The organism is Saccharothrix longispora (genome assembly GCF_031455225.1).
Lineage (GTDB): Bacteria > Actinomycetota > Actinomycetes > Mycobacteriales > Pseudonocardiaceae > Actinosynnema > Actinosynnema longispora.
The window spans coordinates 468,696-495,383 of record NZ_JAVDSG010000001.1 but is presented as its reverse complement, the minus strand read 5'-3'; the positions used below and the strand labels follow the sequence as shown (position 1 = coordinate 495,383).

The window sequence follows — 26,688 nt, the reverse complement described above, 5'->3', positions numbered from 1 at the left end:
CTCAGTAGGCTCCCTGACCGCCGAAGACGGCGCGGAAGGTCTTCCACAGGATCACCGCGTCCAGGGCGAGCGACCAGTCCTCCACGTAGCGCAGGTCGAGCCGCACCGACTCCTCCCACGACAGGTCGCTGCGGCCGGAGACCTGCCACAGACCCGTCAGGCCCGGCTTGACCAGCAGCCGGCGGCGCATGTCGGGGCCGTACCTGGCGCTCTCCTCGGGCAGCGGCGGCCGGGGGCCGACCAGGGACATCGAGCCGGTGAGCACGTTGAACAGCTGCGGCAGCTCGTCCACCGAGTACCGCCGCAGGACGCGGCCGACCGCGGTGACGCGGGGGTCGCGCCTCATCTTGAACAGCACGCCCGCGCCCTCGTTGACCGACTGGAGCTTGGCGCGCAGGGCGTCGGCGTCGGTGATCATCGTGCGGAACTTCAGGATCGTGAAGTGCTCGCCGTCCTTGCCGACGCGGCGCTGCTTGTAGAGCACCGGGCCGCGGGTGTCGACCATGATCGCCACGGCGACGGCCAGCAGCACCGGCGCGAGCAGCGCCAGCAGCAGGAACGCGCCGATCTTGTCCACGGTGGCCTTGACCATCCGGCGGACGCCGGTGAACGACGGCTCGGAGACCCGCAGCAGCGGCATGCCGAGCACGCCGGTGACGTGCAGGCGCGGACCGGCGAAGTCCATCAGGGCCGGTGCGACGACCATCTCGGTGCCGGTGCCCTCCAGGTCCCAGGCCAGCTGCTGGAGCCGGCGGGGCGTCCAGTAGGCGTCCGAGGTGACCGCGACGACGCGGTAGCCGCCGCGGCGGACCTGCTCGGCCAGTTCGGAGAACCGGCCGACGACGGGGGTGCCCTCCAGTTCGACGCCGATCTCGGCGCGGCCGTCCACTGTGCACACGGCGTCCACGCGCCAGCCCAGGTGGGGCGCGCGGCGGGTGCGCGAAATCAGGTCCTTGACGGTGTCGACGTTGCCCGCGGCGAGCACCGGCAGCAGGCAGCGGCCCTCGCCGCGGGCGCGGTGCAGCGGGCGGCGCAGGGCGTAGCGGACCGGGAACGCCACCAGCGCGATCGCCGGTCCGACGAGGAACACCCACAGGCGGGCGCCGGGCAGCCCGGCCGCGAGCGCACCCAGCCCCAGCGCGACGACGGAGCCGAACAGGCCGCGGCCCAGGCGGCGGAACTCCTCCGCGCCCTGGCCCAGCACGGTGGTGTTCCAGACCCGGTTGAGGAACAGCGAGCCGACGACGACCGCGATCGTGACCGCCTCCAGGGCGATCAGCGGGAGCGGGGCGAAGGTGGCGTGGTAGTGGGACAGCACGGCGCCCGCCAGCACGACGACCAGCACGGTGCACAGGACGTCGGCGGCGATCACGCCGTAGCGGTAGGCGGGCTCCCAATCGCTGACGGTGGGATGGGTGGTGCGGTTCGTGGTGGTGCCGACCCGCACGACCGGTCTCGGTCGCGTGGGCTGGACCTGCTCGCTCATCGTGGTACTCCCCGGGTTGGGCCGGTTCGGACGTGCACGCTCGCAGGGCATCCCCGACGGACCCGCGTGTGGTGTACGGCAAATGTGCGCTCGGCGATTTTTCGCCTCGGCAAACCGTGATTCGTCTTGACTCCGGCGCACGTTACACACACGGTGAGCGTGGGCCGATTGCTCATTCCACGGTGCGACACACGGCGCACACTCAGCAGTGTCACAGCGTAACTTCGGGTTACCGCCCACCGTTCGGGAAAAGGCTTGCCGGAACGGGGTACCGTCATGGTCCACAGTGGCCGGCGCCCTTCCGGGCCGCGAGCGGCCACCACCATCGCCACACGGCCCCGTTCTGTTACAGGGGCTCTCCGCCGACCTCCGCACAGCAACCGGAATGTGTCCGAAAAGGGCCTTCCGACCACGTACCGGGACCGCATCGTGGCGGTTGGCGATCACCCATTCACAGAGCGGAAGCAGCTATTCGGCGCAACGGCTTCCCCACTTCCGGTGACAACCGGGAAGTAATTCCCACCCGGGCGGACGATCAAGGGTGACGGACACCACTTCGCGCGCCACAGGATCATGCGATCACCCGCGTGAGGGATGCGCGTGCGCCATTCCCCCGGTCGGGCACCCCTGCCGCGGGACGCGAGTGAGCGTCGGTTCACCCCGTCCGGGAACCCCCACCGGGATGGGGCGGAACAGCACGGCCGCGACGGTCGGCCCGACCTACCGGTTGGTCACGAGGCGGACCTTCTCGCCGCCCACGGCCACCACGTCGCCGTCCCCGAGCTGCGCGCCGCGACGGTTCTCGACCCGGCCGTTCACCGTGACCTCACCGGATTCGACCAGGTCACGGGCGTGCGCACCGTTGTCCGCCAGGTCCGCCAGCTTGAGGAACTGACCCAACCTGATCATGTCGTCGGAGATCTCGACCTCGCGGATGCGCATGGTCCCATCATCCCCCAGGGCACGCGTGCGCCCTCACGTGCACCGGTTAACGAGAATTGCACGGACTCGCAACACGATCGACACGCGCCGGCCGCCTGGAGGGCTACCGTTCCCGCGATGTGAGCACAGCCAGCTCGGACCCGGAGCCTACCGGCGGCGGGGAGCGCAAGCGCCGCCGGTCCCCGCGCGGCGAGATCGGCACCACCGGTGCCAGGTTCGGTTCGCCCGCGCTGCGGCGCGGCGTGGACGGGCAGGACGTCGACGTGCCCAAGCAGCCGAGGCGGCGGCGGTCGCTGCGCGGCGAGGTGGGGGCCACCGGGGCGCGGTTCGGCTCGGCGGCGCTGCGGCGCTCCCTCGACGGACCGGACGAGCCCGACAGGGCGGACGAGGCGGACGGGACGGACGACCACACGCGGCCGTCGATCCCCCTGGCCCGCAGCACGCCCACTCCGACGACGCCCCGGCCCTCGCCGCGCGAGCCGGAACCGGTCGAGGAGTTCTCCGGACCGCTGGTCCGCCCCTACGCGTGGACGGGCGGGCGCACGTCCTCCCACCACGACCTGCGGCTGGAGACGCTGGTGTCGCTGGAGGAGGACGGCGTCGCCATCGCCATGCGCGAGTCCACCGCGGAACAGCGGTCCATCGTGGAGGTGTGCGCGACCCGGCCGCGCTCGGTGGCCGAGGTGTCGGCGCTGCTGACCGTGCCGCTCGGCGTGGCGCGGGTGGTGCTCGGCGACCTGATCTCGATGGGCGTGGTGGCGGTGCACGACAACGCGGCCGCGCCCGGCGGCCCGGACCTGGCGCTGCTGGAACGCGTGCTAGCCGGCCTGCGCCACCTCTGAGCGCAACCGCCCGAACACCTCGACCAGGTCGGCCAGCCGGTAGTGCGCGTTGAGCCCGCTCGGGTTCGGCAGCACCCACAGCCGCGCCGGCCCGATCGGCTCGTCCTGCGGGCCCACGACCGCCTTCCTGCGGTCGAACGCGGCCCGGTAGGCCGTCACGCCCACGACCGCCACCACCCTCGGCGCACACCGCTCGGCCAGCGCCGTCAACGCCAACCCGCCGGCGCGGAGCTCCTCGGCTGACAGCTCGTCGGCCTTCGCCGTGGGCCGGTCGACCAGGTTGGTGATGCCCAGGCCGTGCTCGACCAGCTCGTGCTGCTCGGACGGCGCGAACCGGCGCGGCGTGAAGCCCGACAGGTGCAGGGCAGGCCAGAAGCGGTTGCCCGGCCGCGCGAAGTGCTGCCCCTTGGCACCCGACATCAGGCCGGGGTTGATGCCGCAGAACAGCACGTCCAGCCCCGGCGCGATGACGTCCGGCAACGGCTTCGTCACGCGATCACCTCCACGGCGATGGGCGGGCAGGGGTCGGCCGGCGGCGTGAAGCAGCTCACCGAGCGCTCCGGGTGGTCCTTGAGCTGTGCACCCGTGAGCCTTACCCCGAACAGGGCGTTGTCGAACGCGTGGGGGCCGGCTGCGTCGCGCACCGCCACGCCTCGGCAGAGGTCCCGTCCGGGGAGGCCTTCAGCGCCTCGTCCCGCACGCGGTCGACGAACCCGCGCCCGGTGCTCACGGCTTGCCGGTCGCGTTGCCGGTCGGCCCGGGACGGTCGTCGGGCGCCTCGCCCGTCAACCGCTGGGTGGGTCGGTCCGGGTTCCGGGCCGGATCGGGGTTCCGGGCCGGATCGGGGTTCTGGGCCGGACCGGGGTTCTGGGCCGGCAGCTGCTCGGTGGGCGCGGTCGGGTCCACGAGCTGCTCGGTGGGCGTCCCGGCGGCGGGGAGCACCTGCGTCGGGGCCGCACCCGCGGCACCCGCCGGACCGGCGGGCGGCACGGGGTCCCCTGCGCCGCGAGCCCCCTCCCCGCCCTTCCGGCGACCGACGGCGATGGCGATGCCCAGGCCGACCAGGATCACGGCCAGCGCGATCCACACCCACACCGGGACGCCGCCGCCGTCACCGTCGTCCCCGGCCACCGGGACGGCCGACCGCGTCGCGCCGGTCGGCCCACCGGTCTCCCCGGCCGTGGTCGGCGTGACCTGGCCGGTGGTCGAGGCGGGCGGGGCGGTGGTGGTCGCCGCCGGGGCGGAGGGCGCGGTCGTGCCGGGCACCCCGCTCGCGGTGCTCGTGGCGGCCGGCGGCTGGGCCGGCGCCGGGAGGGTGAAGGCGAACGTGCCGTCAACGAAGTCGCCGTCCAGCGACTGCACCAGCCAGCTCACCGCGTACTGCCCGGCCGGCGAGCCGGAGTCCTTCAACGGGACGGTCAGCGTCGCCCCCTGGGCCGCCACCTCCCCCATCGGCCAGGCGCTGCCGTCCGGGCCGGTGATGGTGATGGTGGCGCTCTCGGCGGGCACCGGTTCGGTGAACGTCAGCGTGAGCTGCGTGGGCCGCTGAGCCGGTGCCGAGCCGTTCGCCGGGTCGCTGGACACCAGCTCGGTGTGCGCCCACGCCGGGGGCGCGGCACCGAACAGGGCCAGGGCCGCCAGCAACGCCGAGAGCGCCAATCGCGTCATACCGTAGTTTCTACCGGGTCGGCGGGGTGTCCTGCCCGTCGGCCGGCGGCCTGTCCTGTTCCGGCCTGCCCTGGCCCGACCGGTCCTGTCCTGGCCGGCCCTGCCGACCGTCGCCACCGCGCACCACGTCGCCCTCGATGATCGTGTCGACCGCCGAGTCCGTCGCCACCAGGGTCACCTCGTCGCCGGCCGCGATGTCGGCCAGGTCGCCCTGGCCGCCGTTGACCTGCGTGTCGTCGTCGACCCGGTAGGTCTTGGTGAACCCGTCGGCGCTCGTGACCGTGATGGACGAGTCGGAGACCCCGGTGACCTCGCCGGTCTGGAACTCGCCGTGCTGGGCGTCCCCGAACGGGCCGCCCGTGGTCGTGAAGCCGGGACCGCCGCGCATCCCGTACGCGCCGCGCGGGCCACCCATCCCCTGCTGGGCGGCCTCCGAGTTGCCCGCCGCGTAGATGACCCCGCCGCCCGCGGCGGCGATGCCCGCGGCGACGGCGACCGCGACGAGCGTCTTGCGGCCGTTCCAGCTCGGTCCGGGAGCGGCGGCCCGCGGCGGCTCGTCACCCCAGGTCGTGTTCTCGGTTTCGGTAGTCATGGGGCCACGGTGCCGGGCGAGCCTGTGCGCGGGCTGTGCGGCCGTTGGGCGGTGCCTGTGGGCGCGACACCGGCGGCGGGCCGGGGGCGTTCACAGCTGGTACACAGGATCGGCACAGCGAGGGCTCAAGGGCCTGACCGACGATCGGAGCATGCGTGCGGTGACCTCCCCCGAACTCCGCCGCCCGGACGGGAGTCCGGTGCGGGTCCTGGTGGTGGACGACGAGTCCACCCTGGCCGAACTCATGTCCATGGCCCTGCGGATGGAGAAGTGGGAGGTGCGCACCGCGCTGGACGGCACGTCCGCCGTGCGCGTCGCGCGCGAGTTCCGACCGGACGTGGTCGTGCTGGACGTGATGCTGCCCGACTTCGACGGCCTGGAGGTGCTGCGCCGACTGCGCGCGGACCTCCCGGCCCTGCCGGTGCTGTTCCTCACCGCGAAGGACGCGGTGGAGGACCGCATCGCCGGGCTCACGGCGGGCGGCGACGACTACGTCACCAAGCCGTTCAGCCTGGAGGAGGTCGTGCTGCGGCTGCGCGGCCTGCTGCGCCGCACCGGCGTCACCGGGTCGACCGCGGGCGGCGAGCTGGTCGTCGGCGACCTGGTGCTGGACGAGGACACCCGCGAGGTGCGCCGCGACGGCACGTCGATCGACCTGACCGCCACCGAGTTCGAGCTGCTGCGGTTCCTGATGCGCAACCCCAGGCGGGTGCTGTCCAAGGCGCAGATCCTGGACCGGGTGTGGAACTACGACTTCGGCGGCCAGGCGAACATCGTCGAGCTCTACATCTCCTACCTGCGCAAGAAGATCGACGTCGGCAGGGCGCCGATGATCCACACCATGCGGGGTGCCGGGTATGTCCTCAAGCCTGCGCCCTAGGACGTGGTCGCTGCGCACGCGGCTCGTGGCGGGGCAGCTGGTCCTGCTGACCTGCGTGTGCGCGGTGATCGGCGTGGTCAGCGGGTTCGCGTTGCGCGACTTCCAGCTCGACAAGCTCGACGAGCAGCTGTACGGCACCGCCGACCGCGTGGTCCGGACGCTGGGGCCGCCGGGACCGGGTCGCCGCCCCGACGGCCCGCTGGAGGGCCCGGGCTTCGGCGTCGGGACCATCGTGATCATCAAAGGCACGGGCGACGTCCTCCAGGGCACGCTGGTCGACTCCTCCGGCCAACCCGTGGCCCTGACGGGTGACCGGGCCACCCCCGTCGAGTCGGTGGCCGCGGGCGCGCCGCCGCGGACCGTGTCGCTGGAGGACGGCGACTTCCGGGTGGTCGCGGTCGCCCTGCCCGGCGGTCAGACCGTCTACACCGGACTGCCGACGGACGCCGTGGACAGCACCGTGCTGCGGCTCGGGCTCATCCTCGGCGGGGTGTCGCTGGCCGGGTTGCTGGCGGCGGGCCTGGCCGGGACGTTCGTGGTGCGGCGGGCGTTGCGGCCACTGGACCGGGTCGCCGACACGGCCACGCGCGTCGCCGGGCTGCCGCTGCACCAGGGCGAGGTGGCGCTGGCCGAGCGCGTGCCCGAGGAGGACACGAACCCGGACACCGAGGTCGGCAAGGTCGGCCTGGCGCTGAACAGGCTGCTCGGGCACGTCGGCGGCGCGCTGGAGTCGCGGCACGCCAGCGAGACGCGCGTGCGGCAGTTCGTCGCGGACGCGAGCCACGAGCTGCGCACGCCGTTGGCGGCGATCCGGGGGTACGCGGAGCTGACCCGCCGCACGAAGGAGGCCGTGCCGCCGGAGATCGGGCACGCCATGCGCCGCGTGGAGTCCGAGGCGGTGCGGATGACGTCGCTGGTGGAGGACCTGCTGCTGCTGGCCCGGCTGGACGCCGGTCGGCCGCTGGGGCACGACCCGGTGGACCTGTCGCGGATCGTCGTGGACTCGGTGAGCGACGCCCGGATCGCCGGGCCGGAGCACGAGTGGCGGTTGCAGGTGCCGTCCGAGGCGTTGACGGTGACCGGTGACGAGCACAAGCTGCGCCAGGTGCTGGCGAACCTGCTGTCCAACGCCCGCGCGCACACCCCGCCGGGCACGACCGTCGTGACACGACTGTCCGCTGTGGGCGAGCACGTCGAGGTGGCGGTGACCGACGACGGCCCCGGAATCCCGTACGACCTCCAGCCCGAGATCTTCGAGCGCTTCACCCGCGGTGACACCTCGCGCTCCCGTGCGGCGGGCAGCACCGGCCTGGGCCTGTCCATCGTGGCCGCCGTGGTGGCCGCCCACGGCGGCGCCGTCCGCGTGGACAGCCGCCCCGGCCGCACCACCTTCACAGCCCGCCTCCCCCGCTGACCCGCGAGTCGTAAACCCACCCCGCGCGAGTCGTAAGTCCGGCCCCGGCGAGTCGTACGTTCAGGTCCGGGGCGTTCTACGTTCGAGTCGCCCGGCCGATATGCCCAAACGTGGAACTCGGTGGTCCCGAACGTACGACTCGCGCGGGGTGAACGCACGACTCGCGCGGGGCGGGTTTACGACTCGCGGGCACAGGGGGTTCACAGGGTGGGTACAGGGGCGGCCCAGGGTTCGGGGTCAGGGTCGGGGCATGCGAGCGCGACTACCCCTGTTGCTGTTGCCGGCCGGGACCGCGGTGCTGTACCTGTGGCGCCTGGGCGACTCCGGTTGGGCCAACGCCTACTACTCGGCCGCCGCCCAGGCCGGCGCGGAGAGCTGGAAGGCGTGGTTCTTCGGTGCCACCGACCCGGGCGGCTCCATCACCGTCGACAAGACGCCCGCCGCCACCTGGGTGATGGGGTTGTCCGCGCGGCTGTTCGGCGTGAACGCGTGGAGCATCCTCGTGCCGCAGGCCCTCATGGGCGTGGCGAGCGTCGGGCTCCTGCACGCCGCGGTGAGGCGCACGGCGGGTGAGGCGGCCGGGCTGGTCGCGGGCGCGGTGCTGGCGCTGACGCCGGTCGCGGTGCTGATGTTCCGCTTCAACAACCCGGACGCCCTGCTGGTGCTGCTGCTCGTGGCCGGGGCCTACTGCGCGGTGCGCGCCACCGAGGGGGCGCGGCCGGGGTGGCTGGCGCTCGCGGGGGCGGCGGTCGGGTTCGCGTTCCTGGCCAAGATGCTCCAGGCGTTCCTGGTGCTGCCCGCGTTCGGCCTGGTGTACCTGGCGTTCGCACCGGCGTCGCTGCCGCGCAGGGCGTGGCACCTGGTCGTCGCGCTCGGGGCGGTGGTCGCGGCGGGCGGCTGGTGGGTGCTCGTGGTGGAGCTGGTGCCCGCGTCGGCACGGCCCTACGTCGGCGGTTCGCAGCGGAACAGCGTGCTGGAACTGGCGCTCGGCTACAACGGCCTGGGCCGGCTCACCGGTGACGAGGTGGGCAGCGTCGGCGGCGGTGGCGGCTGGGGCTCGACCGGGTGGAGCAGGTTGCTGGGCGCGGAGATGGGCGGTCAGATCGCGTGGCTGCTGCCGACCTCGGTGGTGCTGCTGGTCGCCGGGTGGTGGGCCGGGCGGAGGGCCGAACGCGTCGGACTCGCCCTGTGGGGCGGGTGGCTGGTGGTCACCGCCGTCGTGTTCAGCTTCATGAACGGCATCATCCACTCCTACTACACGGTGGCGCTGGCGCCGGCGATCGGCGCGGTCACCGGCATCGGCGCGGTGGCGCTGTGGCGCCGGCGGCGGGACCCGGTGGCCGCGGCGGCGCTGTCCGGCGCGCTCGCGGTGACGGCGCTCCAGTGCTACCTGCTGCTGCTCGACTGGTCGGCGGCGTTCGCCGCGGTGGTCCTGGTGCTGGGCCTGCTGGGAGCCGTCGGCCTGTTCCTGGCGGCGGTCGTGCCCGCCGCCGTGGTGGTGCCGGTCGCGCTGGTCGCCGCGCTGCTCGGACCCGGTGCCTACTCCGCGGCCACGGCGGCCACGCCGCACTCCGGGGCGATCCCGAGCGCGGGTCCGGCGCGGACCGGTCCCGGTGGCGGCGGCCAGGTCCTGTTCAGCGGCGGGCGCGGCACGTCGGCGGGCGGCGCGGGTGGCCTGCTGAACGCTTCCGAGCCCGGCGAGGAGCTGGTGGCGCTGCTGCGCGACGGCGGCGAGGGCTTCACGTGGGCCGCCGCGGCCGTCGGGTCGAACAGCGCGGCCGGGTACCAGCTGGGCAGCGGCGTGCCGGTGATGGCGGTCGGCGGGTTCAACGGCACCGACCCCTCCCCCACGCCGGAGCGGTTCCGGCAGCTCGTCGCGGAGGGGCGGGTGCGCTACTTCCTCGGCGGCGCGGGCATGCCCGCGCCGAGCGGCAGCGACGCGTCCCGGCGGATCGCCGAGTGGGTCGAGGAGACCTTCGAGGCGACCGAGGTGGACGGCGTGACCGTCTACGACCTCACCGGTCCGGCGCTCACAGGCGGGGCACAGGGATGACACACGGAGCACCCAGCCAGGCGCACGACGGTGGCGCCATGACCTTCGCGACGCTCACGACCACCACGGTGCTCGACGTGGTCGTCCCCGTCCACAACGAGGAACGCGACCTCGCGCCGTGCGTGCGCGAGCTGCACGCCGACCTCGTCCGGACCTTCCCCTACTCCTTCCGGATCACGATCGCCGACAACGCGAGCACGGACGGCACCGCGGACGTCGCCGACGGGCTGGCCCGCGAACTGCCCGGGGTCACCGCCGTGCACCTGGCCGAGAAGGGCCGCGGTCGGGCGCTCAAGGCGGTGTGGTCGGCGTCGGACGCCGCCGTGCTGGCCTACATGGACGTGGACCTGTCCACGGACCTGGCCGCGCTGGCGCCGCTCACGGCGTCGCTGATCTCCGGTCACTCCGACCTCGCCATCGGCAGCCGCCTGGCGCGCGGCGCGCGGGTCGTGCGCGGCCCGAAGCGCGAGTTCGTCTCCCGCTGCTACAACCTGATCCTGCGCGGCGCGCTCGCCACCCGGTTCACCGACGCGCAGTGCGGGTTCAAGGCGATCCGCGCCGACGTCGCCCGGCGGCTCCTGCCGCACGTCGAGGACACCGGCTGGTTCTTCGACACCGAACTGCTGGTGCTCGCCGAACGGGCGGGCGCCCGCATCCACGAGGTGCCGGTCGACTGGGTGGACGACCCCGACAGCCGGGTCGACATCGTCTCGACGGCGATCGCCGACCTCCGGGGCGTGGCCCGCGTCGGCCGGGGCCTGGTCACCGGCCGCATCCCGATCGGCGAGCTGAGCGCGCAGCTGGGGAGGCGGCCGTTGGAGCCGCACGCGCCGGGCGTGCCCGCCGGACTGGTGAGGCAACTCGTGCGGTTCGCCGCCGTCGGCGCGGTCAGCACGCTCGCCTACCTGCTGCTGTTCGTGCTGCTGCGCGGCGGGTTGGGCGCGCAGGGCGCGAACCTGGTGGCACTGCTGGTCACCGCCGTCGCCAACACCGCCGCCAACCGCCGCTTCACGTTCGGCGTGCGCGGCAGCCGCGGCGCGGGCAGGCACCAGTTCGAGGGGCTGGTCGTCTTCGGCCTGGGCCTCGCGCTGACCAGCGGCGCGCTCGCCGTGCTGCACCGGTTCACGCCGCCCGGCGGGGCGGCCGACCTGGCCGCCGTCGTCGGGGCGAACCTGCTCGCCACCGTGCTGCGGTTCCTGCTGCTGCGCAACTGGGTGTTCCGCGCCCGCCGCGGCCGCGACACCCCGGCAGGCACCACGGCCGACGACCGGCCGACCACCCCCGACCCGACCCTGGAGAACACCCGATGACCGCCACCCTGCCCGCGCCCGCGACGGCCCGCCCGGCGCCCGCGCCGAAGCGCGACCGGACCCGGCCCGCGCTGGTCGTGCTGCTCGTCGGCACGGCGGTGCTCTACCTGTGGAACCTCACCGACACCGGCTGGGGCAACGGCTACTACGCCGCCGCCACCCAGGCCGGTGCGCAGAGCTGGACCGCGTGGCTGTTCGGCGGGCTCGACGCCGGGGGCGTGATCACGGTGGACAAGCCGCCCGCCGCGCTGTGGGTCAGCGGGCTGGCCGCCAGGCTGTTCGGCTTCTCCAGCTGGACCGTCCTCGCGCCGCAGGCCGTCGAGGGCGTGCTGGCCGTGTGGTTGCTGCACGCCGCGGTGAAGCGCACCAACGGCCCGGTGGCCGGGCTGCTGGCGGGCGCGGCGCTCGCCGTGACACCGGTGGCCGTGCTGGTGTTCCGCTTCAACCTGCCGGACGCGCTGCTGGTGCTGCTGATGGTGGCGAGCGCTTACTGCACGGTGCGGGCGCTGGAGAAGGCGTCGGGCTGGTGGCTGGCGCTGGCGGGCGTCGCGGTCGGCTTCGCGTTCCTGGCGAAGATGGGCCAGGCGTTCCTGGTGCTGCCCGCGTTCACCGCCGCCTACCTGCTGGCCGCGCCGACGTCGCTGCCCAAGCGGTTCCTGCACCTGCTCGGCGCGGGCGCCGCGGTCGCGGTGTCGGCCGGCTGGTTCGTCCTGCTGGTGGAGCTGTGGCCGACCGACGCCCGGCCGTACATCGGCGGTTCGACCAACGACTCGCTGTGGGAGCTGGCCGTGGGCTACAACGGCCTGGGCCGCATCTTCGGCGGCGGCGGTGGCGGCGGCATGGGCGGCGGCAACGTCGGGTTCGGCGGGGCCACCGGCATCGACCGGCTGTTCGGCGCCTCCATGGGCGGGGAGATCTCGTGGCTGCTGCCGGCGGCGGTCGTCGGCCTGCTCGCCGGCCTGTGGTTCACCCGCCGCGCGCCGCGCACCGACCGCACCCGCGCCGCGCTCGTCCTGTGGGGCCTGTGGGTCCTGGTCAACGGCGTCGTGTTCAGCTTCATGAGCGGCATCACGCACCCGTACTACACGGTGGCCGTCGCGCCGGGCGTCGCCGCGATCGTCGCCATCGCCGGCCGCGAGCTGTGGCGGGGCCGGGCGCACCCGCCCGTGCGGGCCTCCCTCGCCCTGGTGGTCGCCGCGTGCGGTTTCTGGGGTTTCGCGCTGCTCGACCGCTACCCGGACTGGGTGCCGGCCCTGCGCTGGGTGGTGGCGGCGCTGACCGTGCTGGTGTCCACCGCGATCGTGATGGGCGTGCGCCGGCTCGCCGCGCTCGCGGTGGTGACGTCGGTGCTGGCCACCGCGTCGTTCGGCGTCGCCACGGCCGCCACGCCGCACTCCGGCTCGATCCCGGTGTCCGGTCCTGCCGAGTACGCCGGTGGCGGCATGGGCGGCATGGGTGGCGTGGACGTGGGGGGCGCGGACGACGCGGAGCTGACCGAGTTGCTCAGGGCCACCACCGGCACGTGGGCCGCGGCGACGGTGGGCGCGCAGGGCGCGGCGAGCCTGTCCCTGGCCTCCGGCAAGGCCGTCATCGGCATCGGCGGTTGGAGCGGCGGCGACCCCGCGCCGACGCTGGAGGAGTTCCGGCGGTACGTCGAGGAGGGTCGGATCGGCTACTTCGTCCTCGGTGGCCGCGGCGGCGGGGGCGGCGGGGGCGACATCGCCACGTGGGTCGCGGACAACTACGAGGCGACCACCGCGGGCGGCTCGACGGTCTACCGGTTGAGCTGACCCTCGGCGGTCAGGGGCGGTGGCAGCGCACCGGGTGGTGCCGCCACCGCCTCCCTGCCGGTCCACGAGCGGTACAGGATCGCCGCCGCGTGCGGCACGAGGTCGCGGCCCCGCCGCCACAGCCACGGCACGCCCTTGAACACCAGCCACCCCGCGTGGTGCAGCGGCGTCACGGTGATGCCGCCCGTGCACACCGGCGACACCGCGCCCGGCACCTCGCACCCCGCCTCGGCCAGCCGCGCCGCGAACGCCGCCGCCAGCCGCCGGTGCCCCAGCTCGGAGGGGTGCAGGCGGTCCACGGCCCACGTCCCCGGCTCGTACGCGCCCTCCAGCCGGTCCAGGTCGACGCACCCCGCGCCGTGCCGCCGCACCACGGCGTCCAGCACCGCGTTCAGCTCGCCGACCCGCGCCCGCAGCGCCCGCCGCAGCGGGCCGGGCAGCCGGAACACGCGGCCGTGGTCGTGGAACCGCACCGTCACCACCACCGCGCCCGCCGCGACGAGCGCGCCCACCACCGCGTCCAGGTCGGCGTGCAGCGCCACCGGGTCGAAGTCGGACCGCAGGACGTCGTTCATGCCCACCACCAGCACGGCGGCGTCCGGTCGCGCCGCCAGCGCCCGCCCCAGCTGCTCGCGCCGGACCGTGCCCGCCCGCGCGCCGGTCACCGACGTGTTCAGGTACCGCGCGTCCGGGAAGGCCGCCGCGAGCAGCGGGCCCACGCCGCGCCACCCACCGGGCACGGGGTCGCCCACGCCCACCGTCGTCGAGTCGCCCAGGACCACCAGGCCGCGCACCGTTCCGCCCACGCGACGACGATCCCGCGACGACGTGACACCCGGGGTACGGGCGGCGGAACGCTACCGGAACGCGGGGTACAGCGGCAGTTCCGCGGCCTGCGCCCCGTAGCGGGAGACGAGCGCGGACACCACCTCGTCGGCGTGCGCGGCGACGTGCGCGGCGCCCAGCGCGAGCGCGTCGGCCCGCAGCCGCGCCCAGCGCGTGGTCAGCACCGCGGTGCGCGGCGGCGAGTCCAGCGGCCGGTGCCCGGACGGCAGCGCCGAGTCGAGCCCCGGCAGGCCGCGCCACGTGCCCAGCCACACCCAGAGCAGCTGCGCCTCCAGCAGCCTCGGCAGGAACACCGCGTCGTCGTCCAGGTCGGGCCACACCGAGGACACCTCGGCCCGCCACGCCGCGAGCATCGCCTCCGACATGCCGGCGGGCAGCCCGTAGGCGCACCAGCACGACGGGAACGGCACCCGCAGGCACGCCGCGTCGAACACGATGTCGCGCACGCAGCCGCCCTCGAAGTCGAGGAACCGCACGCCCTTGCTGGTCACCAGGTGGTTGTCCGGGCACGACGTGGACGGGCTGAACGCGCGGCGGCGGGACGTGGTGAACCCGCGCACCGCGGCCTGCGCGAACCCGCGCACGGACTCGGGCGTGTCGACCCCCAGCGCGCGGGACAGCAGGGCCGGCAGGCCGTCGAGGGCGGTGTGCACGTCGACCACGATGGGGTCGGCGCAGCACTGGCTGCCCTGGCGGCGCATCAGCGCGTCGAAGTCGGCGTCGCGGCCCGCGGTGGTGGCGTGCAGCCTGCCCATGGCGTGCGCCCACGACAGGAGCCCGCGCTCGGCGGCCCGCGCGTCGGGGCCGAGCAGCTTCTCCGCCAGGCGCGGCGCCTTGCCCAGGTCCTCCAGCACGACGAGCCGCTTGGCGTTGTCCTGGGCGACCAGTTCGGGCGTCAGCCGCTCCTCGGACGGCAGGGCGGTGAGCAGCTTGTGGCTCACGACCTCGTGCGCGAACGGGTCGCGGTCGGCCACCGGTTGCGGGTAGCGCTTGAGCACCAGCGTGCGGGGCAGCGAGAAGGGCGTGTGGGCCACGCGGACGCGCGCCACCACGGACCGGCCCGCTCCCCCGAGGTCCTCGGGATCGGCCAGCCGGACCGGCGCTCCGAACCGCCCGCTCAACACGGACTCCGCCGCCGCCACCGCGTCGTCCAGCTCGGAAGGGGCGGCGTCGTCGACGTCCTGCGGGCCGGCGGTGATGTCCACGCTCATTGCCTCCGACCCTACTCCCGGTGGCACCCGGGCTGACAGAACCCGTCCGGGCACCGTGACGGTAATGGGCGCCGCCCACCGGGCGCCACGGTACGGCGAAACGTGACCGGATCAGCCCCGCGCCAGTGGTCTGCCCAGGTCACGGACGTGCCCGCGCCGGTGGCGCACGGTCAGGACGAGCGCCGCGGCCACGACCACGCCGACCAGGTTGACCGCCAACTGTGCAACCGATCGGAGGCATATGTCCCACTCACCGAGAACCGCGGCGACCGCGGCGAACCCGGCCGCGGGCACGGTGGTGACCGAGATGAACACGCCGACGAGCGCCGCCGACTTGGCGGACGTCATGGACAGCATGCCCGCCGCGCCCGCCAGCAGCGCGACGATCAGGGAGAACGGGCCTACCTCGAACACGAAGTCCACCTGGTGGCCGGCCAGGGCCAGGTCGGGGTCGAACAGCTCGGTGAACGACCCGAGCCACGCGCCGAACGCGGTGACCAGCATGGCGAGGGGGAAGCCGACGGCCAGCGCCAGCCCGGCGCGCCGCACCAGGTCCCAGCGCCGCAGCACCAGGCCGACCGCGATGGCCGCCAACGGGCCGAACTCCGGTCCCACGACCATCGCGCCGACCAGGGTGACCGGCGAGTCGGTGACCACGGCGACCGCCGCGAGCAGGCACGCGATGGTCAGGAACGCCTGGAAGGTGGCGTTGAGCTTGGACTCCTCGCCGGTGCGGGAGAGCAGTTCCTCCCACACCACGGCGTCCGCGCCGTCACCCGGCACGGACTCCTCGGCCCGGTCGGCCGAGTCCGACAGCGCGGTGTCGATGACCTCCAGCGTCACCCCGCCGTCGCGGTCGACGCCGAGCGAGCACAGGGAGGCCACCACCTCGTCGGTGGCCTCCCGTGCGACGTCGGCCTCGACCACGTCGCCCGCGGGCTGGACGGCCGCGCCCCTGAGCAGCACCACGTGCGTGACGCCGGGGTGCCGCGTCAGGGTGTCGAGCACGTCGTCGGTGCGCTCGACCGGGCTGACCGCCCGCAGGTGCAGCACCTCTGGCTACGCGTTCTTCTCGGTCTTGTCGACGGCGTTCTTCTCGGCGTTCTTCTCGGCGGGCTTGGCGTCCACGCCCGCCTCCTTGCGCTGCTGCGCGGTGATGGGCGCGGGGGCCGCGGTCAGCGGGTCGTAGCCGCCGCCGCTCTTGGGGAAGGCGATGACCTCGCGGATCGAGTCGTAGCCGCCGAGCAGCATGGCGATCCGGTCCCAGCCGAACGCGATGCCGCCGTGCGGCGGGGCGCCGTACTTGAACGCGTCGAGCAGGAAGCCGAACTTCTCCTGCGCCTCCTCCGGGGTGATGCCCATGACCTGGAACGCCCGCTGCTGCACGTCGGCGCGGTGGATGCGGATGGACCCGCCGCCGATCTCGTTGCCGTTGCAGACGATGTCGTAGGCGTAGGCCAGGGCGTTGCCCGGGTCCTCCTCGAAGCGGTCGACCCACTCCGGGGTGGGCGAGGTGAACGCGTGGTGCAGGGCGGTCCACGTGCCGCTGCCGACCGCGACGTCGTCGCCGATCTTGTCGACCGCCTCGAACATCGGGAAGTCCACGACCCACACGAAGGACCAGGAGCCCTCCTCGATCAGGCCGACCCGGTTCGCGATCTCCACGCGGGCCGCGCCGAGCAGGGCGCGCGCGCCGTCCGGGTCGCCCGCGCCGAAGAACACGCAGTCGCCGGGGTTCGCGCCGACGGCCTTGGCCAGGCCGTCGCGCTCCGCGTCGGACAGGTTCTTGGCGACCGGGCCGCCGAGCGTGCCGTCCTCGTTGACCAGCACGTACGCCAGGCCGCGGGCGCCGCGCTGCTTGGCCCACTCCTGCCACGCGTCGAGCGTGCGGCGGGGCTGCGACGCGCCGCCGGGCATGACGACCGCGCCCACGTAGGCGGCCTGGAACACCCGGAACGGGGTGTCCTTGAAGTAGTCGGTCAGCTCGGTCAGCTCCAGGCCGAAGCGCAGGTCCGGCTTGTCCGTGCCGTACTTGGCCATCGCCTCGGCGTAGGAGATGCGGCGGAACGGCTGCGCGATCTCGTGGCCGGCCAGGCCCTTCCACAGCGCGGAGACGACCTTCTCGCCGAGCGCGATCACGTCGTCCTGCTCGACGAAGCTCATCTCGATGTCGAGCTGCGTGAACTCCGGCTGCCGGTCGGCGCGGAAGTCCTCGTCCCGGTAGCAGCGGGCGATCTGGTAGTACCGCTCCAGGCCGCCGACCATCAGCAGCTGCTTGAACAGCTGCGGGGACTGCGGCAGCGCGTACCAGGAGCCGGGGCGCAGGCGCGCGGGCACCAGGAAGTCGCGGGCGCCCTCGGGCGTGGAGCGCGTCAGGGTCGGCGTCTCGACCTCGACGAACTGCTCCTCGTGCAGCACCTCGCGGGCGATCCGGTTGGCCTCGCTGCGCAGCCGCATCGCCTTGGCCGGGCCGCTGCGGCGCAGGTCCAGGTAGCGGTGGCGGAGGCGGGCCTCCTCGCCGACCTCCAGGTGGTCGTCGAGCTGGAACGGCAGCGGCGCGGCCTCGTTCAGCACCTCCAGCGAGGAGGCGTAGACCTCGACGTCGCCGGTGGGCAGGTCGGGGTTCTCGCTGCCCTCGGGGCGGCGGGAGACCTCGCCGACGACCTTGACGACGAACTCGGAGCGCAGCCGGTGGGCGCGCTCGGCCATCTCGCCCTCGCGGAACACGACCTGGGCCACGCCGGAGGCGTCCCGGAGGTCGATGAAGATCACTCCGCCGTGATCGCGCCTGCGGGCCACCCACCCGGTCAGGGTGACGGACTGCCCGGCGTGCTCGGCGCGGAGCGTCCCGGCCTCGTGCGTGCGCATCACGGGTGCTGCTCTCCTCGGGGTAGCTCGACCAACTGCTGGTCGTCAAGGCTAGCCAACGACCCGGGGGCCACCGCCGGCAGGTTTCCCCGTGTCACGCCCGCGACGGCGGGGGCCACCCCGGTGAGCGGGGTGGACCGGGGGTGGTGGACGGATGTCGAGCGGAGCCGCGATCCGCGGGGGCGGGGTTCTACGATCCCACGGTGCCCCGCCGCCGGATCGTCCTCGCCCTGCTCGCCGCGCCCCTCCTGGTGACCTCGTGCACCGCGTCGGTGCCCGGTCGCCCGGTGGCCGGACCCGTCCCCGCCACCACCGAGACCCCCGCCCCGCCCGCCGCGCCCACCGTGGCCTGCGAGTACGTCGTGCGCGGCCAGTCGCCCGCCGGGAAGGCGACGCGGCCGTCGCCCGACGCGGAGGCCACCGGCTCGGTGCGGCTCACCGTGGGCACCGACGGCGGCGAGCTGGAGCTGGAGCTCGACGCGGCGAGCGCGCCGTGCTCGGTGCACAGCTTCCGCTCCCTCGCGGACCAGGGGTTCTTCGACGGCACCTCGTGCCACCGGCTCACCACGGTCGGGCTGTTCGTGCTCCAGTGCGGTGACGCCACCGGCACCGGGCAGGGCACGCCCGGCTACGCGTTCGACGACCCGGCCGCCGTGCCGGGCGAGTACCGGCGGGGCGTGGTGGCGATGGCGAACGCGAGCGCGCCGGGCACCAACGGAAGCCAGTTCTTCATCGTCCACCGGGACAGCGAACTCGCCCCGGAGTACCCGATCGTGGGCCGGGTGGCGAAGGGCATGGACGTGGTGGACGTCGTGGCCTCGGCGGGTGTCGTGCCGGGCAGCGGGTTGGGCGAGGGGGACGGCAGGCCCGTGCGGCCGCTGACCATCACCTCGACCGAGGAGGGCTAGGCGCCGCCGGGCCGAGGTCGCCGGACGCGGCCAGGGCCGCCTCCCCGCGGTGGGGAGGCGGCCCTGGTCGGGTGACTGCCGGGATCAGGCGCTGGGCGCCAGGTAGAGCAGGCGGTTCGGGGAACCGGTGCCCGGGCTGGTGACGACGCCCGTGGTGGCCTGGCCGACCAGGTAGCTGGCGACCTGGGCCGGGGTGGCCGAGCGGTTGCCCTGGAGGTAGCGCGCCGCGGCGCCCGCGACGTGCGGGGTGGCCATCGACGTGCCGGAGATGGTGTTGGTGGCGGTGTTGCTGGTGTGCCACGCCGAGGTGATCGACGAGCCCGGCGCGAAGATGTCCACGACCGAGCCGTAGTTCGAGTAGCTGGCGCGGGCGTCGGTGTTGGTGGTCGCGCCGACGGTGATGGCGGCGGCCACTCGGGCCGGGGAGAAGGACGACGCGTTGGCGTTGCTGTTGCCCGCCGCGACGGCGTAGGTGACGCCCGCCGAGATCGAGCGGCTCACGGCCGTGTCGATCGCGGAGGAGACGCCGCCGCCGAGCGACATGTTCGCGACGGCCGGCTTGACGTGGTTGTTGGTCACCCAGTCGATGCCCTCGACCACGTCGGCGGTGGTGCCGGAGCCCTGGTTGTTGAGCACGCGGACGGCGTAGATCGTCGCGCCCTTGGCCACGCCGTAGGTGTTGCCGGCGATGGTGCCCGCGACGTGCGTGCCGTGGCCGTTGCCGTCCTGGGCGACGCTGTCGTTCTCCACCGCGTCGTAGCCGTTGCGGGCCCGACCGCCGAAGTCGCTGTGCGAGATGCGCACGCCGGTGTCGATGACGTAGGCGTTCACGCCCGAGCCGGTGGAGGTGTAGTTGTAGGTGGTGCTCAGCGGCCGGTTGCGCTGGTCGATGCGGTCCAGGCCCCACGGCGCGTTGGACTGCGTCGCCTGGGTGGTGAAGACCTGGTCCTGCTCGACGTACTCGACGGCCGGGTTGGCCGCGAGCCGCTTGGCCGCCTTCTCCGGCAGGGAGACGGTGAAGCCGTTGAGCGACTTGCTGAAGACGGTGTCGACCTGGCCGCCGTACTGCTTCGCCAGGCTGTCCGCGGACGCGGCGGAGCCGTCCTTCAGCTTGACGATGAAGTGGTCCTGCACCTTGACGGCGGCGTCCGCCGCACGGATCTCACCCTCGGCGGCCTGGGCCGGGGCGGCCAACAGGGAGGTCGCGGTGACGGCGAGCGCCGTCGCCCCGACACCGGCCAGGAACCGGGCCTGTCGTGACTGTCGCATGCGTTGTCCGTTCTTCGGTGGTGGCTCCGCGTCGCCCCGGTTCTTGCAGGGACCAGGGACGATGACGGTGGGCCACCTCGCCCTCGCTGACCGTCACAACGTAAGCAACTGAACCGTTAACCCGGAAGTGTGAACAATTGACGGTTTCGCGGGAGCGTCAACAATCCGCCCCACCTGCGTCTTCCCACAATTCGAACGACTCTTGCGCGGCTCGGCGCTACGGTCCCCGGCCATGCGCCTGGAAGCGGTGGACGAGCGGAACTACCCGTCGGTGATCGGCCTGGAGCTGCACGAGGACCAGCGCGCGTTCGTCGCGAGCAACGTCAGGTCCATCGCGGACGCGTGGGTCCACCGCCCGAAGCTCGAACCGCTGGCGCTGTTCAGCGGTGACGACCTGGTCGGCTTCACGCTGCTCGAACGCGACGGGCCCGAGGTGCTGCACGTCGTCCGCTTCATGATCGACCGCCGCGCGCAGGGGCGCGGGCTGGGCCGCAAGGGGCTGGCCGCGATCGCCGACGTGGCGCGCGCCGAGGGCCGCTCCCGGCTGGTGCTCGGCGTGGTGCCCGGCAACGCGGTCGCGACGGGCCTCTACCGGGCGTTCGGCTTCACCGAGACCGGCGAGGTGGACGGGGGCGAGATCGTGATGCGCCACGACCTCGCCCCCGCCGACCTGCCCGGCTGACCCCGTCCGGGGCGGTCAGCGCGCGGGTGACCAGTGCAGCAGGCGCCCGCCCCACGGCAGCGGCGTGGCCTCGCGCACGATCTCCGCGTGCACCTGGGCGGGTGTCGCGGTCGGCGCGCCCTGGAGGTGGCGGGCGACGACGCCGCTGACGAAGCCGGTCGCCATCGACGTGCCGCTCAGCGTGTTCACGGCGGTGTCGCCGGTGTGCCACGCCGAGGTGATGCCGACGCCCGGCGCGTACAGGTCGACGCCGGCGCCGTAGTTGGAGAACGGCGCCCGCGCGTCGGCCTGGTTGGTGGCGCCGGAGGTGAGGGCCTCGACGACGCGGGCGGGCGAGGTGTTGGCGACGGTGGTGTTGCTGCCACCGGCGGTGACCGAGGCGGTGATGCCCGCCGCGACCATGCGGCGCACCGCGTCGTCCAGGGCGGTGGACGCCCCGCCGCCGAGGCTGAAGTTCGCCACGGCGGGGCGCACGGCGTTCTGCGTCACCCAGTTCACGCCCGCGATGACGCCCGCGATGGTGCCGCTGCCGTTGGCGCCCAGGACCCGGACGCCGCACACCCGGACGCCCTTGGCCACGCCGTACGTGCTGCCAGCGATGGTGCCCGCGACGTGCGTGCCGTGGCCGTTGTCGTCCTGGGCGACGGAGTCGTTGTCGACGGCGTCGTAGCAGTGGGACGCGCGGCCCGCGAACTCGCGGTGCGTGGTGCGGATGCCGGTGTCGATCACGTAGGCGGTGACGCCCGCGCCGACCGTGGTCCAGCTGTAGGTGGTGCTCAGCGGCAGGGGGCGCTGGTCGATGCGGTCCAGGCCCCACGGCGCGTTGGTCTGGGTCGCGTTGGCGTGCACGACCTGGTCCTGCTCGACGTACTCGACGGCCGGGTCGGCGGCGAGCCGGCGGGCTTGGCGCGGGGTGAGGGTGGCGGTGAAGCCGCCGAACGCGTCGAGCGGGCGCGTGACTCGGTCGCCGAGGCGGGTCGCGACGTCGGCTCGGCCGCTCTTGGTCTTCACGATGTAGCTGCCGGGCACGGCGGTCGGCGAACCCGCGTGCAGGACGGCGGCCTCGGCCTGGGCGGGCGCGGTGAGGACGGCGGTGGTCAGGACGGCGGTCAGGGCGGTGGTGGCGAGACCCGGTAGGAGCGTGCGCATGGAGGTTCCCCTGCAGGGTGAGGAGGGACCGGCGCGGATCGCGCGCCGGGTGGTCGAGTCTGCCGAACGCGGGCCCGCCACGGGAGCCCGCCGACGCCGGCGGTTCGGTGCCGGCGGTCCGCCGCGCGGTCCGCCGCCCGTCCACCGCCTGTTCACCGCGTGTCCCACATCGTGGGCACCGGGCGACTCCCGGACGTGATTGAGAAGCCATTCAACGCTGTGGAGAAAATATCGTCGCGGTTGTCGCGGAAAGGCCCGTGGAGGGCCCGCGCGGCGGTCGCGAGGAAGTCCTTCTCCGCAACCGCGCGGTCTCCGGGAACCCCTTTCCGCGGCGCCGAACGAACCGGACCGCGCTCCCGGAACGTGCCGGAAGCCCTTGACCTGCACCGACGACCGATTCTGCGCAACCCGGACCGGAACTTGCGACAACCGGCCGCCGTCCCGGTTCCCGGCGGCCCTTCACCGACGCCGGTGTGCTCCACATCACCCCACGTCCCCAGGGCTGTGCGCCGTCGGGCCGCCCGGACGGGACCAGACGTCCCAGCGCGGTGCGACGATCGCCCGACCAGCACCTTCACACCACTGCTGTTAATGAGAATTCAAGCATTCGACCGCCGATCGGATTTCGCCGTCCGATTCGCTTGAATTCACTCCGGGAAACCCGATCGGCTGTACCGCGCCGGCTATTTCCCGCGATAACGTCGCTCGCCTTGTCCACAGGAGAACGGAGCGAAGATGCCAACGCCAGTCGTCGGACAGGAATCGCGGGTGCGCGATCCCCGACGGGACGACGCGGGGGACGACCCCTTCGCGGACGCTTTGCGAGCGGCGATCCGGGCGAAAGGGCTCAGCCTGGAACGCCTCCAGCACAAGCTGCGGGGTCGCGGCGTGGCGGTCAGCATCGCCGCGCTGAGCTACTGGCAGTCGGGCCGGAGACGGCCCGAGCGACCGGACTCGCTCACCGCGGTCGGCCACCTGGAGGAGATCCTGGAGGTCGGCGAGGGCGGCCTGAGCACCCTGCTCGGCCCGCCGCGCCCGCGCGGCAAGGCCCGACCGCGGACCCGGGTCGCGGGTCCCGAGGGCTGGGTCGGCGAGCACGACCACGCCTCGATCGCCGAACTGCTCGCCGACGTCGACACGAGCACCGACCAGGACCTGACGCGGCTCAGCCTGCGCGACCAGGTGGAGCTCGCGATGGACGGCAGCACCCGCCGGGTGCGGTCGCGGCAGGTGCTGCGCGCCGAGCGCGCGGGCGTCGACCGGGTGCTGCTCGGCTACGACACCCGGCTGCCCGGTGACCCCCTGCCGGTGATCGGCACGCTGCGGTCGTGCCGGCTGGGACGGGTGTCCGCGGACCCCCGCAACGGCCTGATGGTCGCCGAACTGCTGTTCGACCGCCCGCTGCGCCGGGGCGAGCGGACCGCCGTGGAGTACGAGCTGATCCACGTGGCCCCGCACCACCCGACCTACGACAACACCCACTCCCGCCGGTTCCGCCTGCCGGTGCGCGAGTACGTCCTGGAGGTCCGCTACGACTCGCGCTGCCGACCCGCGCGCTGTGAACAGTTCACCACCGGCTTGAACGGTGGAGAACCAACCGACATACGCGAAACCCCGGTGGACACCTGGGGCTACGCGTACGCGGTCGCGCTCGACTTCGGTCCCGGCGTCGTCGGCCTGCGCTGGGAATGGACCTGACCTAGTAGGAGCGCGGCAACCGCAGCGTGTGCTGCGCCACGAAGTTCAGGATCATCTCCCGGCTGACCGGGGCGATGCGGGACAACCGGGACGCGGCCAGCAGGGCGCCCAGTCCGTACTCGGACGACAGCCCGTTGCCGCCGTGCACCTGGATGGCCTGGTCCACCGCCCCCGCCACCGCCTCCCCCGCCGCGTACTTGGCCATGTTGGCCGCTTCGCCCGCGGCCCGGTCCTCCCCGGCGTCGTAGAGCGCCGCGGCCTTCTGGGTCATCAACCTCGCCAGCTCGACCTGGATCGCGCACTGCGCCAGCGGGTGCGCGATGCCCTGGTGCGCGCCGATCGGCGCGTCCCACACGGTCCTGGTGCGGGCGTAGTCGGCCGCCTGGTCCAGTGCGCGGCGGGCCATGCCGGTGGCGAACGACGCCGCCATGATCCGCTCGGGGTTCAGACCGGCGAACAGCTGCGCCAGCCCCGCGTCCTCGGTGCCCACCAGCGCGTCGAGGGGCAACCGGACGTCGTCGAAGAAGCACGTGAACTGCTTCTCCGGTGACACGACCTCCATCGGGATGTGCCGGTAGGTGAAGCCGGGCGCGTCCGTCGGCACGATCACCAGGGAGGGGAGCAGGCGGTTGCCGGTCGCGTCGACGTGGCGTGCCACGACGAGCACGTGGCCCACCTCGTCGACGCCGGAGATGTAGTACTTGCCGCCGCCGAGGACCCACTCGTCGCCGTCGCGGCGGACGGAGGTGGTGAGCCGGTGCGAGTTGGAGCCCGCGTCCGGCTCGGTGATGGCGAACGCCATCTTGGTGGTGCCGTCGGCGAACCCGGGCAGCCAGCGCCGCTTCTGCGCGTCGGTGCCGAAGCGGGCGATGACCGTGGCGCAGATGGCGGGCGAGACCACGGTCAGCAGCAGCGGGCACCCGGCGGCGGCCAGCTCCTCGCACACCGCGGCCAGGTCGCCGATGCCGCCACCGCCACCGCCGTACTCCTCGGGCACGGCGACGCCGAGGTAGCCGAGCCGGCCCGCCTCGGCCCACAGCTCGTCGGTCTTCTCCCCCGCCCTCGCCTTGGCGGTGAAGTACTCGTGGCCGTACTTCCCCGCCAGGTCCGCGACGGCCGCGCGCAGCGCGCGCCGCTCCGCGCTCTCGGTGAAGTTCGTCGTCATCGCCCGGAACCTCCACTCGACCCGGCAAGCGGGTCCTCGCCCACGACGGCGAGCACGTCGCCCGCGTCGACCTGCCGGCCCGCCTCGGTCAGGACCTCGGTGACCGTTCCCCCGGACGCGGCGAGCACCCGGTGCTCCATCTTCATGGCCTCCAGCACGAACAGCTCCGCGCCGGCCTCGACCCGCTGCCCCGCCTCGACCGCGACCCGGACGACCGTGCCGGGCATGGGCGCGACGGTCGCCCCCTCGGCCACCGCCGCCTCCGGCTCGGGGAAGCGGGGGCGCCGTCGCAGCGACACCGGGCCCACCTCCACCCGGTCGTCGTAGACCGCGACCGGGTACGCCGTGCGCACGCCGCCGCGCTCGACCACCACCGCGTCGCGTGCCGCCGACACCACGGTCAGGCCCTCGACCCCGGTCTCCACGCCCGCGCGGGTGTGCCGGTAGTCGACCTCGACCACCTCGTCGCCGTGCTCGAACACCGCCCGCTGCGGCTGGGAGGCGAGGTTGCGCCACCCCAGGGGGGCGCCGGTCAGCGGCAGGGCGTCCCGCCGGCGCTCGGCCAGCGCGAGGGCGGCGGCCAGCGCGGCGGGCCGCACGTCGGTCACCGGGGGTTCGGTGAGGCGGTGCTGGTCGAGGAACCCGGTGTGCGTCACGCCCGCCTCGAACTCCGGGTGCCGCAGCACCCGGACGAGCAGGTCGCGGTTGGTGACCAGCCCGTGCAGCTCGGCCCGCTCCAGCGCGGCGGCCAGCTTGCGCACCGCGGCGTGCCGGGTCGGGGCCCACGCGACGACCTTGGCCAGCATCGGGTCGTAGTGCACGCCGACCTCGCTGCCGTCCTCGACGCCGCTGTCCACCCGGACCCCGCCGGGCACGGCGAAGCGGTGCAGCACGCCGCTCGCGGGCCGCCAGTCGTGCGCCGGGTCCTCGGCGTAGAGGCGGACCTCGACCGCGTGGCCGTCCGGGGACGGCGGTTCGGCGGGCAGCCGGGCGCCCTCGGCGATGGCGAGCTGCCAGGCCACCAGGTCGACGCCGAACACCTCCTCGGTGACCGGGTGCTCCACCTGGAGGCGGGTGTTGACCTCCAGGAAGTGGAAGTCGCCGTCGTCGGTGTAGAGGAACTCGACGGTGCCCGCGCCGACGTACCCGATGGCCTCGGCGGCCCGGGTGGCGGCGGCGAACAGCCGCTCGCGCGCCTCGGCGGTGACGGCCGGGCTCGGCGTCTCCTCGACGATCTTCTGGTGCCGCCGCTGGATGGAGCACTCCCGCTCCCCCAGCGCCCACACCGTGCCGTGCGCGTCGGCGAGCACCTGCACCTCGACGTGCCGCGCGTGCTCCAGCAGGGGTTCGCAGAACACCGTGCCGTCGCCGAACGCCGACTCCGCCTCGCGCCGGGCGGCGGCCACCGCCCCGGCCAGCCGGTCGCGCGACCGCACCACCCGCATCCCGCGACCGCCACCGCCGGCGGACGCCTTGACCAGGAGCGGGAACCCGGTGGCGGTCTCCGGGTCCAGCTCGGGCAGCACCGGGACGCCGGCGGCGGCCATCCGCTCCTTCGCGGCGACCTTCGAGCCCATCGCCTCGATCACGCCGGGGTCGGGGCCGACCCAGGTGAGCCCGGCGTCCAGCACGGCGCGGGCGAACGACGCGTTCTCGGACAGGAACCCGTAACCGGGGTGCACCGCGTCCGCGCCCGACGCGAGCGCGGCGGCCACCAGCAGGTCGGCGCGCAGGTAGGTCTCGGTCGGCGACGCGCCGGGCAGGCGCACGGACGCGTCGGCCTCGCGCACGTGGGGGGCGCGGGCGTCGGGGTCGGAGAACACGGCGACGGGCGACACGCCCAGTTCGCGGCACGTCCGGATCACGCGGCGCGCGACCTCGCCCCGGTTCGCGATCAACAGCCTGCGGATCATCC

The 26,688-nt window shown here is 74.0% G+C and carries 23 protein-coding genes; 9 read left to right on the top strand and 14 right to left on the bottom strand.

Annotation, left to right across the window (positions count from 1 at the left end):
- Nucleotide 1: 1 nt before the first annotated feature.
- Both J2S66_RS02190 and J2S66_RS02185 read right to left on the bottom strand, forming a co-directional pair.
- Nucleotides 2–1,486 carry a sugar transferase gene (locus J2S66_RS02190; RefSeq protein ID WP_310303093.1) on the bottom strand — a complete coding sequence of 495 codons (1,485 nt, stop codon included), beginning with the start codon at nt 1,484–1,486 and terminating at the stop codon, nt 2–4.
- Nucleotides 1,487–2,206: 720 nt separating this feature from the next.
- A complete protein-coding gene (locus J2S66_RS02185; protein ID WP_310303091.1) occupies nt 2,207–2,428 on the bottom strand; it encodes an RNA-binding S4 domain-containing protein in 222 nt (73 codons plus the stop codon).
- A 119-nt stretch (nt 2,429–2,547) separates the two neighbouring features.
- Between J2S66_RS02185 and J2S66_RS02180 the strand changes: the two genes are divergently transcribed.
- A complete protein-coding gene (locus J2S66_RS02180) occupies nt 2,548–3,270 on the top strand; it encodes a DUF742 domain-containing protein (RefSeq protein ID WP_310303089.1) in 723 nt (240 codons plus the stop codon).
- Here the strand turns inward: J2S66_RS02180 and mug are convergent.
- From mug to J2S66_RS02160, 4 genes are all read right to left on the bottom strand, one after another.
- Nucleotides 3,247–3,762, bottom strand: a complete 516-nt coding sequence (gene mug, locus J2S66_RS02175) for a G/U mismatch-specific DNA glycosylase (RefSeq protein WP_310303087.1) — start codon at nt 3,760–3,762, stop codon at nt 3,247–3,249. The two genes, J2S66_RS02180 and mug, sit on opposite strands and share 24 nt — an antisense overlap.
- On the bottom strand, nt 3,759–3,914 hold the full coding sequence (locus tag J2S66_RS02170) for a hypothetical protein (protein ID WP_310303085.1): 156 nt from the start codon (nt 3,912–3,914) through the stop codon (nt 3,759–3,761). Before J2S66_RS02170 ends, mug begins: the two co-directional genes overlap by 4 nt.
- A gap of 82 nt (nt 3,915–3,996) precedes the next feature.
- Nucleotides 3,997–4,938 (bottom strand): copper resistance CopC family protein, encoded by a 942-nt coding sequence (locus J2S66_RS02165; RefSeq protein WP_310303083.1) that lies wholly within the window; start codon nt 4,936–4,938, stop codon nt 3,997–3,999.
- Nucleotides 4,939–4,948: 10 nt separating this feature from the next.
- The gene (locus J2S66_RS02160) at nt 4,949–5,530 is read right to left on the bottom strand and encodes a hypothetical protein (RefSeq protein WP_310303081.1); all 582 of its coding nucleotides are present in this window, start codon (nt 5,528–5,530) and stop codon (nt 4,949–4,951) included.
- A 151-nt stretch (nt 5,531–5,681) separates the two neighbouring features.
- Here J2S66_RS02160 and J2S66_RS02155 point away from each other — a divergent pair, with 151 nt between their 5' ends.
- The 5 genes from J2S66_RS02155 to J2S66_RS02135 all read left to right on the top strand — a co-directional run bounded on the left by J2S66_RS02155 (nt 5,682) and on the right by J2S66_RS02135 (nt 12,977).
- Complete coding sequence (locus tag J2S66_RS02155; RefSeq protein WP_310303079.1) at nt 5,682–6,410, top strand: response regulator transcription factor; 729 nt, start codon at nt 5,682–5,684, stop codon at nt 6,408–6,410.
- On the top strand, nt 6,388–7,824 hold the full coding sequence (locus J2S66_RS02150; protein ID WP_310303077.1) for a sensor histidine kinase: 1,437 nt from the start codon (nt 6,388–6,390) through the stop codon (nt 7,822–7,824). Before J2S66_RS02155 ends, J2S66_RS02150 begins: the two co-directional genes overlap by 23 nt.
- A gap of 250 nt (nt 7,825–8,074) precedes the next feature.
- Entirely contained in the window at nt 8,075–9,877 is a 1,803-nt protein-coding gene (locus tag J2S66_RS02145) for an ArnT family glycosyltransferase (protein WP_310303075.1), read from the top strand.
- A 38-nt stretch (nt 9,878–9,915) separates the two neighbouring features.
- On the top strand, nt 9,916–11,187 hold the full coding sequence (locus J2S66_RS02140; protein WP_310303073.1) for a bifunctional glycosyltransferase family 2/GtrA family protein: 1,272 nt from the start codon (nt 9,916–9,918) through the stop codon (nt 11,185–11,187).
- The gene (locus J2S66_RS02135) at nt 11,184–12,977 is read left to right on the top strand and encodes an ArnT family glycosyltransferase (RefSeq protein WP_310303071.1); all 1,794 of its coding nucleotides are present in this window, start codon (nt 11,184–11,186) and stop codon (nt 12,975–12,977) included. Before J2S66_RS02140 ends, J2S66_RS02135 begins: the two co-directional genes overlap by 4 nt.
- Here J2S66_RS02135 and J2S66_RS02130 read toward each other — a convergent pair.
- From J2S66_RS02130 to aspS, 4 genes are all read right to left on the bottom strand, one after another.
- Nucleotides 12,962–13,783 (bottom strand): SGNH/GDSL hydrolase family protein, encoded by an 822-nt coding sequence (locus tag J2S66_RS02130; RefSeq protein WP_310303069.1) that lies wholly within the window; start codon nt 13,781–13,783, stop codon nt 12,962–12,964. The two genes, J2S66_RS02135 and J2S66_RS02130, sit on opposite strands and share 16 nt — an antisense overlap.
- 51 nt (nt 13,784–13,834) lie before the next feature.
- Nucleotides 13,835–15,034 carry a hypothetical protein gene (locus J2S66_RS02125; protein ID WP_310303067.1) on the bottom strand — a complete coding sequence of 400 codons (1,200 nt, stop codon included), beginning with the start codon at nt 15,032–15,034 and terminating at the stop codon, nt 13,835–13,837.
- A gap of 111 nt (nt 15,035–15,145) precedes the next feature.
- A complete protein-coding gene (locus tag J2S66_RS02120) occupies nt 15,146–16,087 on the bottom strand; it encodes a DUF389 domain-containing protein (RefSeq protein WP_310303065.1) in 942 nt (313 codons plus the stop codon).
- 6 nt (nt 16,088–16,093) lie between these two features.
- Entirely contained in the window at nt 16,094–17,905 is a 1,812-nt protein-coding gene (gene aspS / locus J2S66_RS02115) for an aspartate--tRNA ligase (protein ID WP_310303062.1), read from the bottom strand.
- Between the two features lie 200 nt (nt 17,906–18,105).
- On the opposite strand from aspS, the gene J2S66_RS02110 reads away from it, so the two are divergent.
- Entirely contained in the window at nt 18,106–18,810 is a 705-nt protein-coding gene (locus tag J2S66_RS02110; RefSeq protein ID WP_310303060.1) for a peptidylprolyl isomerase, read from the top strand.
- A gap of 84 nt (nt 18,811–18,894) precedes the next feature.
- Here the strand turns inward: J2S66_RS02110 and J2S66_RS02105 are convergent, their stop codons facing one another.
- Nucleotides 18,895–20,079, bottom strand: coding sequence for a S8 family peptidase (locus J2S66_RS02105; protein ID WP_310303058.1), 1,185 nt, complete (start codon nt 20,077–20,079; stop codon nt 18,895–18,897).
- Nucleotides 20,080–20,311: 232 nt separating this feature from the next.
- Here J2S66_RS02105 and J2S66_RS02100 point away from each other — a divergent pair, with 232 nt between their 5' ends.
- Nucleotides 20,312–20,761 (top strand): GNAT family N-acetyltransferase, encoded by a 450-nt coding sequence (locus tag J2S66_RS02100; RefSeq protein ID WP_310303056.1) that lies wholly within the window; start codon nt 20,312–20,314, stop codon nt 20,759–20,761.
- A gap of 15 nt (nt 20,762–20,776) precedes the next feature.
- Here J2S66_RS02100 and J2S66_RS02095 read toward each other — a convergent pair whose 3' ends face one another.
- On the bottom strand, nt 20,777–21,910 hold the full coding sequence (locus J2S66_RS02095; protein ID WP_310303054.1) for a S8 family peptidase: 1,134 nt from the start codon (nt 21,908–21,910) through the stop codon (nt 20,777–20,779).
- A gap of 768 nt (nt 21,911–22,678) precedes the next feature.
- On the opposite strand from J2S66_RS02095, the gene J2S66_RS02090 reads away from it, so the two are divergent.
- A complete protein-coding gene (locus tag J2S66_RS02090; protein ID WP_310303051.1) occupies nt 22,679–23,608 on the top strand; it encodes a helix-turn-helix domain-containing protein in 930 nt (309 codons plus the stop codon).
- A 1-nt stretch (nt 23,609) separates the two neighbouring features.
- Here the strand turns inward: J2S66_RS02090 and J2S66_RS02085 are convergent, their stop codons facing one another.
- Complete coding sequence (locus tag J2S66_RS02085; RefSeq protein WP_310303049.1) at nt 23,610–24,773, bottom strand: acyl-CoA dehydrogenase family protein; 1,164 nt, start codon at nt 24,771–24,773, stop codon at nt 23,610–23,612.
- Nucleotides 24,770–26,686, bottom strand: coding sequence for an acetyl/propionyl/methylcrotonyl-CoA carboxylase subunit alpha (locus J2S66_RS02080; protein WP_310303046.1), 1,917 nt, complete (start codon nt 26,684–26,686; stop codon nt 24,770–24,772). The genes J2S66_RS02085 and J2S66_RS02080 overlap by 4 nt, the downstream gene beginning before the upstream one ends.
- Nucleotides 26,687–26,688: the final 2 nt, after the last annotated feature.

What these genes read in the sequence shown, in the direction of transcription:
- J2S66_RS02085 (WP_310303049.1), bottom strand. Translation starts at nt 24,773, where the DNA reads ATGACGACGAACTTCACCGAGAGCGCGGAGCGGCGCGCGCTGCGCGCG.
- J2S66_RS02145 (WP_310303075.1), top strand. Translation starts at nt 8,075, where the DNA reads ATGCGAGCGCGACTACCCCTGTTGCTGTTGCCGGCCGGGACCGCGGTG.
- J2S66_RS02160 (WP_310303081.1), bottom strand. Translation starts at nt 5,530, where the DNA reads ATGACTACCGAAACCGAGAACACGACCTGGGGTGACGAGCCGCCGCGG.
- J2S66_RS02135 (WP_310303071.1), top strand. Translation starts at nt 11,184, where the DNA reads ATGACCGCCACCCTGCCCGCGCCCGCGACGGCCCGCCCGGCGCCCGCG.
- J2S66_RS02105 (WP_310303058.1), bottom strand. Translation starts at nt 20,079, where the DNA reads ATGCGACAGTCACGACAGGCCCGGTTCCTGGCCGGTGTCGGGGCGACG.
- J2S66_RS02100 (WP_310303056.1), top strand. Translation starts at nt 20,312, where the DNA reads ATGCGCCTGGAAGCGGTGGACGAGCGGAACTACCCGTCGGTGATCGGC.
- J2S66_RS02140 (WP_310303073.1), top strand. Translation starts at nt 9,916, where the DNA reads ATGACCTTCGCGACGCTCACGACCACCACGGTGCTCGACGTGGTCGTC.
- J2S66_RS02185 (WP_310303091.1), bottom strand. Translation starts at nt 2,428, where the DNA reads ATGCGCATCCGCGAGGTCGAGATCTCCGACGACATGATCAGGTTGGGT.
- J2S66_RS02095 (WP_310303054.1), bottom strand. Translation starts at nt 21,910, where the DNA reads ATGCGCACGCTCCTACCGGGTCTCGCCACCACCGCCCTGACCGCCGTC.
- J2S66_RS02165 (WP_310303083.1), bottom strand. Translation starts at nt 4,938, where the DNA reads ATGACGCGATTGGCGCTCTCGGCGTTGCTGGCGGCCCTGGCCCTGTTC.
- J2S66_RS02150 (WP_310303077.1), top strand. Translation starts at nt 6,388, where the DNA reads ATGTCCTCAAGCCTGCGCCCTAGGACGTGGTCGCTGCGCACGCGGCTC.
- J2S66_RS02125 (WP_310303067.1), bottom strand. Translation starts at nt 15,034, where the DNA reads ATGAGCGTGGACATCACCGCCGGCCCGCAGGACGTCGACGACGCCGCC.
- J2S66_RS02080 (WP_310303046.1), bottom strand. Translation starts at nt 26,686, where the DNA reads ATGATCCGCAGGCTGTTGATCGCGAACCGGGGCGAGGTCGCGCGCCGC.
- J2S66_RS02190 (WP_310303093.1), bottom strand. Translation starts at nt 1,486, where the DNA reads ATGAGCGAGCAGGTCCAGCCCACGCGACCGAGACCGGTCGTGCGGGTC.
- J2S66_RS02155 (WP_310303079.1), top strand. Translation starts at nt 5,682, where the DNA reads ATGCGTGCGGTGACCTCCCCCGAACTCCGCCGCCCGGACGGGAGTCCG.